The following is a 13,154-nucleotide window of genomic DNA, read 5'->3' as shown; positions in this document are numbered from 1 at the left end:
CGGCGGAAAGTTTCAGTAGATGAATGTCTCAAATAATTATAATTGATTTTATTTACCAATGAATCTATTAGGTAATTTTATGTAAAATGTTTATCAATATTTTAAAAAGAGAACCGCGCGGTTCTCTTTTCATTATTTTTTGAAATTATAGTCTTTTAAGATCTCGATTTTTTCAATCTTGATGTCTGTTTTTGGTTTGTCCTTATCATCAGTTTCGGCAGACGCAATTTTATCGACGACATCCATGCCATCGATGACTTGTCCAAAGACAGTGTAGTTACCACCATCAAGGGTTGGATTTCCACCATTTTTATAAGCATCAATGATCTTAGCTGGGAAGCGGTCCGTCGGGAGCTTGCTAGAAATATCTTCCTTATTTTGGTTGATATAGAATTGACTACCGTTGGTGTTTGGACCAGAATTGGCCATGGCTAGGGCTCCACGAAGGTTGTAAAGGTATGGAGAATACTCATTCTCAAAACCAGTACCTGTATCTTTGGATTTGTCTTTGCCCTTCCAGATGGATTCACCACCAGTACCATCTCCCTTAGGATCCCCAGTTTGGATCATAAAGTTGTTAATGACACGATGGAAAAGTAAGCCATTGTAGTAGCCTTCTTTTGCATGGGTCAAGAAGTTCTCAACTGCAAGTGGGGCATATTTAGGGAAGAGCTTCACAGTGATGTCGCCTTCTGTCGTTGTGATTTTAACCTCCGCTTCGTCTTCAGCCACGTCAGTTGAAAGTTGTGGGAAGACGGCATTTTCATTGGTCATGGCGTCGTTAAAATCTTTGCGCAGTTGTTCTAATTTCTTTTGTTCTTCTTCAATTTTCTTTTGATCTTTTTGACTAGAGCTAGAAGTTGCGGTCTGCTCTGTCTTTTCTTTGCTTGAGCTTGAAGAGTTAGCGTCAGTCTTATTGGACGAACAAGCTGTTAAAGCCAAGCCGGAAAATAATAGTAGTGCGATTAATTTTTTCATATTCTTCCTTTCCAACAAAGTTGTCTTTCTCTATTGTACCTTAATTTTGCGATACTTTCAAATTTAGACGGAAATCTCTCTTCACTTAAGTTGGTTAAAGATTGTAAATACTTGATAAATCACTAATTAAGAAGGAAGTTGCATATAGATGGATAATTCGGTATGATGGGAGATAAGTTGTTTTGTTGGAAAATAAACGAATTCCCTCAAAAACTGTATCATGAATAGGAGGATACAAATTGGATTATAAAACTCTACGAAAAAACTATAGACTCTATATTAGATCTGCTGGCTTGTTGGCAATGCTTCTGATTGTTTGCATTGGGTTAGTGGTCAGAGATACCCTTCTTCAGACGGGTGGTCTCTTATTGGTCCTTGCAGGCTTGTTTTTATTTATCCAATGGCTCAGGAAGAGCTACACTAACAAGTGCAACACCTTGCTACATGTAGACTTAGATTTAGCTTTTTGGCAGCAATACCTTCAGTTGAACAAGAATGTGAAAAAGCCCATTTTACAGATAGATATGAAGCTAACATCGGTCGCCTATTCTTTTATGATGGGAGATTTCGATGCTGTTATAGAGGAAGCTAGGGAGGCACTTAGTCAGAAGGAACTACCGCAGAAATATAAGAACTTTTTTGAGAGTTATCTCATGCGATCAACGGTCCTGACAGATCCTGATTTGTCTAGAGAAGAGCTAGAGGCTCAGTTAAATGGATTGACCATTACAGACCTTACACTGGCTGAGAAAACAAAAGAGGTCTGTCTCGCTCTTTATGATTTAACCATTGCGTACCAAAGCAATGATTATTTTGAAGGCTTAAGCAATGACTTCAAGTACCAGCAGTTGGAAATCATCTACTACCAAGCCTTGAATGCTGCTCTCAAAGGAGATAAGCATAGAGCAAATGATCTCTTTCACAAGTTAGTCTCAGAAGATGAGTCGCTCTATATCGTTCGAAAGGCTCAACAATACTTGAAGGATGAAGGCAATCATCTGTAAATTCTACAATCGAAATAGAGATTAAATGAAAGAACCTGAGAAAACACAAGGAGTTATTGGAAGATAAGAATGAAGAAATCAATCTTTAAGGCCAATTTTTATGAGAGCCGTCGTTTGCGTCACGATGGCTTTATCGATTATATGGTCAAGGACACAAATAGTCGGAAAATCTACACAAAGCCATTTAGTATTGCGAGGAAACTATTTTCATTTATGGGGATACTGTTCATGTTTGGATTTTCTGCATTAATGGAGTCGCAAACTCATCACCCTGATCCAGATGCACCAGTTGAAACCTGGGGGATCAATTTCTATCCACTCTGGCTGTTTTTCTTGTGTTGGTTTTTATGGTTTCTTGTTTGTAGAAAAAATCTGCGTAGAAAATATGATGCAAAGATTCCTTATACTAGTATCTTGAATTCGAATCTATTTCTGATTTGGATGGTGCTTGTTCTGAATTTGTTTTTTATCACCTTCATAGGTAGATACCTTACGATTTTGGGGTTGGTTTTATTCTATGTTCTTACCGGAATCATATTGTTTATGATTATCCAATCTAGAATGAAATCGCTAAAAACTCGTCTTTATGGAGTGCAGGATCCTAGTGCAACTGCTAGACAGAAAAAGTTTATAGAAGTCATTACTGGACTAGGTGGGATAATTATAGTAGGTTGGTTAGCTCTGAAATTTCTTTTCCCCCAAGTTGGGGAAGTGAAAGCTGATTTTTTAGGAACCATATCATTTATAGGAATGATATTTTTTGGAAATATTATTATGCTGGGTATGATAGTAGTGATGATGTTACCATATTCACTGTATGGTTATTACCGAAACAAGTATTCAGAAGAGTATCGAGAGTTCGAAGGAAAATCGCTGGAAGAATGGTATGGAATTAAATACCTGAAAAAACACAAGGAGTTATTAAATAATGAATAAGAATTTTAACGAGATGTCGTTTGATGAATTGAAATGCTACCGTAGAGAAGGTCTTTGGAGATCTTTGGGACTATTGCTGGTCATTATTTTAGTGATTGTGGGAATGGTCTTGATGGAAGTGAACCATGTTTCTCCTTCCAATCAGAATCGTTTTCGAGTCATTGGTTTGACCACGGTCATTGCGCTCTTTGCCTACCTGATGCCTCTGATGGCAGCAAATCGCGTGATGCGAGACCATCCGGATTGGGTCAAGAAATCAGGTTTCGGAGCAAAAATTCCCTTGCCTATGGCTTGGCATGTCAAAAGACTTTGCGTCCTTGGAGCGAGTCTACTGGTGATTGGAGTAGGATTTACCTCACTATATAAACCACAAGTCCAACAGACAAATGTACAAGATCAAATCGATATCATTCAAATGGATCATGACTTGGAAAGAGAGCAAAAATTCGACCAAGTTCTAGATACCATCACACCGGAGGATAAAAAATCTGAGTAAGAACCATTTTGGAATTTGAACATCATTGAATATCGTTCTAAACAGCTCTAAAGAACAGTGCCCACTCGGTGCTGTTTTTCTGCTTTCTGCTACAAATTTGTGGAAGAGATTTTACTAGAGAACTAGCTTGGAAATGTGATATAATAAAGGTTATGGCAAACAATAATCAATCAAAAAAAACACGGTCGACAAGACGACTGTCCAAAGCAGAATTAGAAAGAAAAAAAGCAATTCATCGCATGATTGCGACCATTCTGATTAGTTTGGTCTTAATTTTTGCGGCCTTGAAATTGGGGGCAGTAGGGGTCTTAGCCTATAATTTGATCCGTCTTTTTGTCGGAAGTTTGGCTTATTTGGCTATTTTAGCGACCTTCTTCTACCTTTATGCCTTTAAATGGCTGGATAAACACGAAGGGGTGATTTCAGGATTCCTAAGCTTCTTTGTTGGGGTTCTTTTGATGTTTCAGGCCTTCTTTGTATCCTCCCTTCATTTAGACAATAATGGAATCAAGGTCACCTTTTCAAGAATCATGGCAGACTTGATTCATCTGCGGGTGGAGAGTTTTGCGGGTGGTGGTATGATCGGTGCTCTTCTTTATGCTCCGATTTCCTTCCTGTTTTCAAATATTGGCTCTTATTTTATCGGTCTTCTCTTTATCGGGTTGGGGATCCTCTTGATGAGCCCTTACTCCATCTATGATTTGTTTGAAAAGGGGTCCGAAGCCTTCCATGCTTCTATGGAAAAACGCAAAGAGCGTCGCGAGCAGAAATTCCTTGAAAAAGAAGCAAGAGTTGCCGAGGAAGCTGCTGCAGCTGAAAGAGAGCAAGAAGAAGCAAGAGCTGTTCTTCCAACTCCCCTTTCTATGGAAGGGCACCCTGTAGATCCTGAAACAGGAGAAGTGTTGGCGGAAGAGCCGTTCACAGAGCCCTTCCCAAAAGCTGAAATTGTTGCACCAGCAACACCAGAAATCTACCTGCCAGATGAAGAATGGCTGGAAGAGCCTGAAGAATATGAAGAGCTTCCGGTAGCCGAAGAATTCGAAGACGATGGGGAGGAAGTTCAGGTTGACTTCACACCTAAGGAACTCCTTCAGTACAAACTTCCAACGATTGATCTCTTTGCGCCTGATAAGCCCAAAAATCAATCAAAAGAGAAAAACATCGTTCGCCAGAATATCCGCATTCTGGAAGAAACCTTTGCAAGCTTTAACATCAAGGCGACAGTGGAGCGGGCTGAGATCGGTCCTTCTGTTACCAAGTATGAAGTCAAGCCGGCTGTCGGGGTGCGGGTCAACCGCATCTCCAACCTTGCAGATGATTTGGCCCTAGCCCTAGCAGCCAAGGATGTGCGGATCGAAGCGCCGATCCCAGGGAAGTCTCTGGTCGGGATTGAAGTGCCCAACTCAGAGATTGCGACGGTTTCCTTCCGTGAATTGTGGGAGCAGTCCAAAACAGACCCAGCTAAACTCCTTGAGATTCCACTTGGGAAGGCTGTAGATGGCTCAGCTCGGACCTTTGATTTGGCCCGGATGCCCCACCTCTTGGTAGCTGGTTCTACCGGATCTGGTAAGTCAGTAGCGGTTAATGGGATCATTTCGAGTATCTTGATGAAGGCCCGTCCGGACGAAGTCAAATTTATGATGGTCGATCCTAAGATGGTGGAGCTTTCTGTCTACAATGATATTCCTCACCTCTTGATTCCAGTGGTGACCAACCCACGCAAGGCCAGTCGGGCCCTGCAGAAGGTCGTTGATGAGATGGAAAATCGCTATGAGCTCTTCTCGAAAGTGGGCGCTCGGAATATTGCTGGCTTTAATGCCAAGGTGGCTGAGTACAATGCCCAGTCTGAGATGAAGCAAGTACCACTTCCATTGATTGTGGTCATTGTCGATGAGTTGGCAGACTTGATGATGGTCGCAAGTAAAGAAGTGGAAGATGCCATTATTCGCCTTGGACAAAAGGCGCGTGCGGCTGGGATCCACATGATCCTTGCGACCCAACGGCCATCGGTTGACGTTATCTCAGGTTTGATCAAGGCCAATGTGCCTTCTCGTGTTGCTTTTGCGGTATCATCTGGGACCGACTCACGGACCATCTTGGATGAAAATGGAGCAGAGAAATTGCTCGGTCGCGGAGACATGCTCTTTAAACCGATCGATGAAAATCATCCGATTCGTCTGCAAGGATCCTTTATCTCAGATGACGATGTGGAGCGGATTGTCAACTTTGTTAAAGAGCAGGCAGAAGCCGATTATGATGATGCTTTTGATCCAGGAGAAGTATCGGAATCAGATTTTGACGGAGGCATGGGTGGCTCTGATGAAGGCGATCCTCTCTTTGAAGAGGCCAAGGCGCTCGTGGTTGAAACTCAAAAAGCCAGTGCTTCGATGATTCAGCGCCGCTTGTCAGTTGGCTTTAACCGAGCGACTCGCCTCATGGAAGAGTTGGAAGCAGCCGGTGTGATTGGACCTGCTGAAGGAACCAAGCCTCGGAAAGTATTGCAACAATCATAAGGATAGGGAAAAAGGGCGCTTGTCCCACTCCCTTTTCTTTTTATAGAAAATAGAAAGTAGGACCAGATGAAGTTAGACAGGATTCATCATATTGCCATCATTGGACGGGATCGCGATGCCATGTTGCATTTCTATGTGGACCAGTTGGGTTTTGCGATTGTCAGTGAATATGACCGTCCTGAACGCGGAGATATCTTGATCAATCTCCGTCAGGGCCAGCTGACGTTAGAACTCTTTATCAAACCGACGGCCCCAGAACGGCCAAAGCTTCCCTTGCCCGAGCATGCGGGACTGCGTCATCTTGCCTTTAAAGTGGAAGATGTCGAGGCGTATCTAGCTAGATTGGATCAGCTAGGTATTGAGAATACAGGCCTTCGCTATGATGACTTTGATGGTAAGAAAATGGCATTTTTCTTCGATCCAGAAGGATTGCCCTTGGAAATACATGAGTGAGGAACGCAATGGATAGATTAGAAGGACTCAGTCAGGAAGAAGTAGCGAAAAAGATCCAAGAGGGCAAGCAAAATAAGGTCACAATCAAGACAGAAAAAAGCCTAGGACAGATCATTCGAGACAATGTCTTTACTTACTTTAATCTGATATTTTTGATTTTGGCTATTTTGCTGGTAGCAGTGAAATCTTGGAACAATCTCTTGTTTGTCCCGATTGTCGTGGTCAACTCTTTAGTTGGTATTGTGCAGGAAGTCCGTTCTAGACGGATCTTGCGTCAGATGCAATTTCTACACATGAGTGAGGCGATCGCTCTTCGCGAAGGCAAAGAAGTCGCTCTACCTATCGATCAGCTGGTGGAGGGCGATCTCGTTCACTTTCAAGCTGGAGACCAGATCTATGCGGATGGGGTCTTGCTGGAGGGCGAGCTAAAAGTCGATGAATCTCAATTGACAGGTGAGGCCGATGAGGTCAAAAAAGGAGCGCAAGATGCGCTCATGTCAGGTAGCTTTGTGATTGCTGGTCAAGGACTGGCACGATTGGAAAAAGTGGGGAATGACTCCTACATCAACCAATTGAGCTTGGAAGCCAAGCAGGTCAAGTCCCATGAGGAATCTGATATGGTTCAGGCGGTTAACCGCATCGTAGGGATCATTGGTCTCCTTATCATTCCGCTAGGTACCCTCCTTTTTCTTCGTAGCTATATCAGCCTAGGTGACAGCCTTAAGCTCAGTGTGACTTCAACAGTCGGAGCCTTGATCGGGATGATTCCAGAAGGTTTGTACCTCTTGATGACCTTGGCGCTGGCTCTTGGTGCTGTCAGATTGGCCAAGGAAAAGGTTCTGCTCAATAGCATGAAGGGGATTGAGACCTTATCGCGCGTGGATGTCCTTTGTGTCGATAAGACAGGGACTATTACAGAGCCTGGTATGGAAGTGACAGAGATTCGTCCAGCTAAAGACGCTCAAGACTTGGAAGCTCTGGCTCAGTATGTAGAGGCTAGTATGGATCAAAACGATACTATGGATGCGATCCGAATTTTTCACAAGACTACAGTAAGCCATCCTTTGAACGCCCTCGACGTTCAGCCCTTTACGTCCAAGAAAAAGTATGGGGCCATTGCCTTTGAATCGGGGATCTATGTATTAGGCGCACCAGAATTTGTCTTAAGAGAAGGCTTCTCTGAGCTTGAAAAAGAGATCGCTCTTGCTACTCAGGCAGGCCATCGGGTCTTGGCTTTTGGGAAATATCGGGGAGATCACCTGGGAGAGATTTTAGAGGCTCCTGTAGATTTGGTAGCCTGGATTATTCTCTCCAATCCTTTGAGAAAAAATGCCAAAGAAACCTTCGCCTACTTTAAAGAACAAGGTGTAACCATTAAGGTCATTTCAGGGGACAACCCTGCTACCGTCTCAGCTATTGCAAAAAAAGCAGGCATTGAAGGAGCAGAAGACTTGATCGATGCCAGAACCTTACTGACGGAAGAAGACTTGCACCAAGCTGCGAACCAGTATACAGTCTTTGGTCGGGTGACCCCAGAGCAAAAGAAAAGCCTTGTAGAAGGCTTGCAGGCAAAGGGGCATAAAGTCGCCATGACTGGAGATGGCGTCAACGATATTCTGGCCCTCAAAACAGCGGATTGTAGTATTGCGATGGAATCTGGAAACGATGCGACCAAGAAGATGGCGCAAGTGGTCTTACTGGATTCTGACTTTGGGAAGATGCCGTCCATCGTGGCAGAAGGGCGGCGGGTGGTCAATAATATTCAACGATCAGCCAGTCTCTTTTTGATCAAGAATATCTTTTCCATTTTGTTGGCTATCTCAGTGACGCTCTTAGCCTTTACCTATCCCATCATGCCGTCGCAGATGTCTTTGATCAGTGGTTTTACGATTGGGATTCCAGGATTCTTCCTAGCGCTTGAGCCCAATAGCGAGCGCATCAAAGGGCGCTTTATCGAAACGGTCTTTAAAAATGCGCTACCTGCTGCCTTGACGGATTTTATACTGATCTTCAGTCTGGTATTGCTCTCTTCAACATTTGGCATGAGGTCGGAAGAACTCTCGAGTGCAGCCATCTGCTTGATGGCCTTCGTTGGCTTTACGATCATCTATCAAGAATCCCAGCCTCTCAATCACTACAAGAGACTGGTTCTTCTAGGAAATATCCTAGCCTTCCTGGTTTCAAGTAGTATCTTAGGGAGATTCTTTAACATGAGCCCCTTGAGGCTTCAAACGCTGGTTATCTGCGCTATCATGGCAGTTCTTGCTCTCTTCTTGATTCAAGTATTCAAGAAACTAGTGGGCTGGTTCTTTCATCGAAAGAAATAAAAAAAAGACAACTCTTAAAGATAGAGTTGTCTCAGATTGAAGAAAAAGATAATTTTGAAACTTTCCTTAGGTGAGTACGGACGTCAGCGAACTTCCACGAAGTTCCATGACTTAGTTTTGAGCCTAAAGTCTCAAAACTCCCGAGTGCTTGAAACATTGTTGTTTCAAGCACTTTTCTCACGGCGGAAAGTTTCAGTAAATATTTGGAGAATATAAAATTAAAATGATTTTAGGCAATGCAGTATCATCTAGGTTATTTATAAAAAAAACAACTCCAAAGATAGAGTTGTCTTTTGGTATTAGATAAACAAACTAGCGGTTAAGATCAGATAGAGCAAGAAGGTAACCAGAAATCCAGCGCGCCAGAAGTATTTGATAAATTTCGGATAATAAAAACTCTTTTTCTTTTTTAAGAAATAAACCGTTAGCCCCAAGGCCAAAAGCGAAAGGCTCAAGGCCAGCAGTGGTAAGAGGCTGTGGTAAAAGGCACTGTCTGAAATCAGGTAGTACTCCAAGGCAAATAAAGGAAAGGCAATATCGGTAGATCGCCATCCTCTTTTTTGGAGTTTAAAGAAGTGAACAATGATGCCACTCAGAATCAGCGTTAAAAAAATAAATAATACAGAAGCAACTTTGATTAACATAGCTTCATTCTATCATAAAACGAAAAAAAAGTTTACTATATTTTAATTTTTTCTTGCAAAAAAAGAGAAATCGTGTATAATAGAAAGGTATGCACAAAGCATACTTGTGGGAGGTAAAAATCTGTAATTACCGCCAAAACCACAAAGGAGGATTTAAGAAATGGCTAAAAAAGTCGAAAAACTTGTAAAATTGCAAATCCCTGCTGGTAAAGCTACTCCAGCTCCACCGGTTGGTCCAGCGCTTGGTCAAGCAGGTATCAACATCATGGGATTCACCAAAGAGTTTAACGCTCGTACAGCTGATCAAGCTGGTATGATCATCCCAGTTGTTATCACTGTTTATGAAGACAAATCATTCGATTTCGTTACAAAAACACCACCAGCTGCTGTTCTTTTGAAAAAAGCTGCAGGTGTTGAAAAAGGTTCAGGTACACCGAACAAAACGAAAGTTGCAACTGTAACTCGTGCACAAGTACAACAAATCGCTGAAACTAAGATGCCAGATTTGAACGCTGCAAACATTGAGTCTGCAATGCGTATGATCGAAGGTACTGCTCGTTCTATGGGATTCACTGTTACTGACTAATTGTAACAATCCTATTTGCCCGCAATACACTTGATCAAATGACGAGTGACGTGGGAGATGAAAATCGATATGACCACATTACAAGGAGAAAGATAAAATGGCTAAAAAAAGCAAACAACTTCGTGCTGCTCTTGAAAAAATCGACAGCACAAAAGTCTACAGCGTAGAAGAAGCTGTAGCTCTTGCAAAAGAAACTAACTTTGCAAAATTTGACGCAACTGTAGAAGTTGCTTACAACTTGAACATCGACGTGAAAAAAGCTGACCAACAAATCCGTGGTGCAATGGTATTGCCAAACGGAACTGGTAAAACAGCTCGCGTACTTGTATTTGCACGTGGTGCAAAAGCTGAAGAAGCAAAAGCTGCTGGTGCAGACTTCGTAGGTGAAGATGACCTTGTTGCGAAAATCAACGATGGTTGGTTGGACTTCGACGTTGTTATCGCTACACCTGACATGATGGCTCTTGTTGGACGTCTTGGACGTGTCCTTGGACCACGTAACTTGATGCCAAACCCTAAAACTGGTACAGTAACAATGGATGTTGCGAAAGCAGTTGAAGAGTCTAAAGGTGGTAAAATCACTTACCGTGCTGATAAAGCAGGTATCGTTCAAGCGATCATCGGTAAAGTTTCATTCGATGATACTAAATTGGTTGAAAACTTTAAAGCTTTCAACGACACAATCCAAAAAGCAAAACCAGCTACAGCTAAAGGTACTTACGTAACTAGCTTGACTTTGACTACAACTCAAGGTCCTGGTATCAAAGTGGATGTTAACTCACTTTAATTGAAATGAAAAGCTGCCTTCGGGTAGCTTTTTTTGTACTCCATTTTTATTTGCTACAGTTGGTAAAACTAATCAGATGGAAAAAAGAAAATTTTGATGGATATGACTATATAAAAAACGTAATTTATGGTAAAATAATACAGATCAAAAAAGGAGAGAGAAAATGGTAGAACCTAAGTATAAACGTATCTTAATCAAGCTATCTGGTGAGGCTCTTGCCGGCGAACGTGGTGTCGGAATCGATATCAAAACTGTCCAAAATATGGCCCAAGAAATCAAGGAAGTTCATGAACTTGGAATTGAAATTGCCTTGGTGATTGGAGGGGGAAACCTTTGGCGTGGAGAACCTGCTGCTGAAGCAGGGATGGATCGTGTCCAAGCAGACTACACAGGTATGCTCGGTACTGTCATGAACGCTCTTGTGATGGCTGATTCGCTTCAACAAGTTGGCGTGGATACCCGTGTTCAAACAGCGATTGCCATGCAACAAGTTGCAGAACCATATATCCGTGGTCGTGCCCTTCGTCACCTTGAAAAAGATCGGATCGTGATCTTTGGTGCAGGGATCGGTTCTCCTTACTTCTCAACAGATACAACCGCAGCCCTTCGTGCAGCTGAGATTGAAGCAGATGCCATTCTCATGGCCAAAAATGGGGTCGATGGTGTTTACAATGCCGATCCGAAAAAAGATGCTTCAGCTGTGAAATTTGAGGAATTGACTCACCGTGATGTGATCAACAAAGGTCTTCGCATCATGGACTCAACAGCCTCTACTCTCTCCATGGACAACGACATTGACTTGGTTGTCTTTAATATGAATGAACCAGGCAATATCAAACGCGTTGTCTTTGGTGAAAATATTGGTACAACTGTATCGAATAACGTAGAAAAATAATAGAAAATAGAGGAAGATTATGGCAAACCCAATCGTAGAAAAAGCAAAAGAAAGAATGACCCAGTCTCACCAAAGTTTGGGACGTGAATTTGGTAGCATCCGTGCTGGACGTGCAAATGCAAGTCTTTTGGATCGTATTTTCGTAGAATACTACGGAGTAGAGACACCATTGAACCAATTGGCATCTATCACCATTCCAGAAGCGCGTGTCTTGTTGATCACACCATTTGATAAATCATCTTTGAAAGACATCGAGCACAGCATCAATGCTTCTGACCTTGGTATCACTCCAGCCAACGATGGATCTGTTATCCGCTTGGTTATCCCAGCTTTGACAGAAGAAACTCGTCGTGACTTGGCAAAAGAAGTGAAAAAAGTGGGTGAAAATGCTAAAGTAGCGATCCGTAACATCCGTCGTGATGCTATGGATGAAGCGAAGAAACAAGAAAAAGCAAAAGAAATCACAGAAGATGAATTGAAAGGTCTTGAAAAAGAGATCCAAAAAGTTACGGATGACGCTGTTAAGCATGTAGATGAAATGACAGCGCACAAAGAAAAAGAATTGATGGAAGTTTAATCCATCCCAACCATTACAGGAAAGAAAGACTCAGTTGGCACTGCTGGCTGGGTTTTATTTCCATTATTCTTGTGAAGAAGCAAGAGGAAAGAAGGAAACATGAATACGAATCTAGCAAGCTACATCATGGGAATGGTCATCGATGAAAATGATCACTTCTATTTTGTTCAAAAAGATGGCCAGACCTACGCGCTTGATAAAGCAGAAGGCCCACACCAAGTCGGAGAAAGTGTCAAGGGCTTTGCCTATACAGATATGAAGCAAAAACTACGACTCACGACACTTGAAGTCACTGCAACTCAAGAAAGCTTTGGCTGGGGAACGGTCACGGAAGTGCGCAAGGATTTGGGAGTCTTCGTGGATACAGGGCTTCCAGATAAGCAGATTGTTGTCTCACTAGATATCCTACCGGAGATCAAAGATCTATGGCCTAAAAAGGGCGATCGTCTCTATATTCGCTTAGAAGTTGATAAGAAAGATCGGATTTGGGGGATCTTAGCCTACCAGGAAGATTTCCAGCGTTTGGCTCGTCCAGCCTACAACAATATGCAAAACCAAAACTGGCCAGCCATTGTCTACCGCTTGAAATTGTCTGGAACCTTTGTTTACCTTCCAGAGAACAATATGCTGGGCTTTATCCACCCAAGTGAGCGCTATGCAGAACCTCGTTTGGGAGAGGTCGTAAATGCTCGCGTCATCGGTTTTCGTGAGGTGGACCGGACCTTGAACCTATCTTTGAAGCCACGCTCCTTTGAGATGTTGGAAAACGATGCCCAAATGATTTTGACCTATTTGGAAACCAATGGTGGCTTTATGACCTTGAATGATAAGTCCTCTCCAGAAGAAATCAAAGCAACTTTTGGGATTTCAAAAGGCCAGTTCAAAAAGGCTTTGGGTGGTTTGATGAAGGCCAAAAAAATCAAGCAAGACCAGTTTGGAACAGAGTTGATTTAAGAGG

Annotated in this window: 13 protein-coding genes; 11 read left to right on the top strand and 2 right to left on the bottom strand. The window is 42.5% G+C overall.

Annotation, left to right across the window (positions count from 1 at the left end):
* Positions 1–132: 132 nt before the first annotated feature.
* The gene (locus NMM13_RS01665; protein ID WP_254727168.1) at positions 133–978 is read right to left on the bottom strand and encodes a peptidylprolyl isomerase; all 846 of its coding nucleotides are present in this window, start codon (positions 976–978) and stop codon (positions 133–135) included.
* A gap of 239 nt (positions 979–1,217) precedes the next feature.
* Between NMM13_RS01665 and NMM13_RS01660 the strand changes: the two genes are divergently transcribed.
* The 6 genes from NMM13_RS01660 (at position 1,218) to NMM13_RS01635 (ending at position 8,707) form a co-directional block, all read left to right on the top strand.
* The gene (locus NMM13_RS01660) at positions 1,218–1,982 is read left to right on the top strand and encodes a hypothetical protein (RefSeq protein WP_195424130.1); all 765 of its coding nucleotides are present in this window, start codon (positions 1,218–1,220) and stop codon (positions 1,980–1,982) included.
* 69 nt (positions 1,983–2,051) lie between these two features.
* Positions 2,052–2,918 (top strand): hypothetical protein, encoded by an 867-nt coding sequence (locus NMM13_RS01655; RefSeq protein ID WP_195424133.1) that lies wholly within the window; start codon positions 2,052–2,054, stop codon positions 2,916–2,918.
* Entirely contained in the window at positions 2,911–3,414 is a 504-nt protein-coding gene (locus tag NMM13_RS01650; RefSeq protein WP_254727165.1) for a hypothetical protein, read from the top strand. The genes NMM13_RS01655 and NMM13_RS01650 overlap by 8 nt, the downstream gene beginning before the upstream one ends.
* A gap of 152 nt (positions 3,415–3,566) precedes the next feature.
* Positions 3,567–5,927, top strand: coding sequence for a DNA translocase FtsK (locus tag NMM13_RS01645; RefSeq protein ID WP_041826409.1), 2,361 nt, complete (start codon positions 3,567–3,569; stop codon positions 5,925–5,927).
* Between the two features lie 66 nt (positions 5,928–5,993).
* On the top strand, positions 5,994–6,380 hold the full coding sequence (locus tag NMM13_RS01640) for a VOC family protein (protein ID WP_254727162.1): 387 nt from the start codon (positions 5,994–5,996) through the stop codon (positions 6,378–6,380).
* A gap of 8 nt (positions 6,381–6,388) precedes the next feature.
* Positions 6,389–8,707, top strand: a complete 2,319-nt coding sequence (locus NMM13_RS01635; protein WP_041826408.1) for an HAD-IC family P-type ATPase — start codon at positions 6,389–6,391, stop codon at positions 8,705–8,707.
* A gap of 299 nt (positions 8,708–9,006) precedes the next feature.
* Here the strand turns inward: NMM13_RS01635 and NMM13_RS01630 are convergent, their stop codons facing one another.
* Complete coding sequence (locus NMM13_RS01630; protein WP_014713684.1) at positions 9,007–9,351, bottom strand: DUF3397 family protein; 345 nt, start codon at positions 9,349–9,351, stop codon at positions 9,007–9,009.
* A gap of 160 nt (positions 9,352–9,511) precedes the next feature.
* Here NMM13_RS01630 and rplK point away from each other — a divergent pair, with 160 nt between their 5' ends.
* The 5 genes from rplK (at position 9,512) to cvfB (ending at position 13,150) form a co-directional block, all read left to right on the top strand.
* On the top strand, positions 9,512–9,937 hold the full coding sequence (rplK, locus tag NMM13_RS01625) for a 50S ribosomal protein L11 (protein WP_003005369.1): 426 nt from the start codon (positions 9,512–9,514) through the stop codon (positions 9,935–9,937).
* Between the two features lie 97 nt (positions 9,938–10,034).
* Positions 10,035–10,724 (top strand): 50S ribosomal protein L1, encoded by a 690-nt coding sequence (rplA, locus tag NMM13_RS01620; RefSeq protein ID WP_003005355.1) that lies wholly within the window; start codon positions 10,035–10,037, stop codon positions 10,722–10,724.
* Positions 10,725–10,887: 163 nt separating this feature from the next.
* Entirely contained in the window at positions 10,888–11,619 is a 732-nt protein-coding gene (pyrH, locus tag NMM13_RS01615; protein WP_003005706.1) for a UMP kinase, read from the top strand.
* Positions 11,620–11,638: 19 nt separating this feature from the next.
* Positions 11,639–12,196: a ribosome recycling factor gene (frr, locus tag NMM13_RS01610; RefSeq protein WP_003005165.1), complete on the top strand. Its 558-nt coding sequence runs from the start codon at positions 11,639–11,641 to the stop codon at positions 12,194–12,196.
* A 99-nt stretch (positions 12,197–12,295) separates the two neighbouring features.
* Positions 12,296–13,150, top strand: coding sequence for an RNA-binding virulence regulatory protein CvfB (gene cvfB / locus NMM13_RS01605; RefSeq protein ID WP_014713682.1), 855 nt, complete (start codon positions 12,296–12,298; stop codon positions 13,148–13,150).
* The last annotated feature ends 4 nt before the right edge of the window (positions 13,151–13,154 follow it).

The sequence above is a fragment of the Streptococcus sp. CF8_St5-11 genome (assembly GCF_024295625.1).
Taxonomy (GTDB): domain Bacteria; phylum Bacillota; class Bacilli; order Lactobacillales; family Streptococcaceae; genus Streptococcus.
The sequence above is the reverse complement of the archived record's forward strand: the minus strand, read 5'-3'. Positions and strand labels throughout refer to the sequence as shown.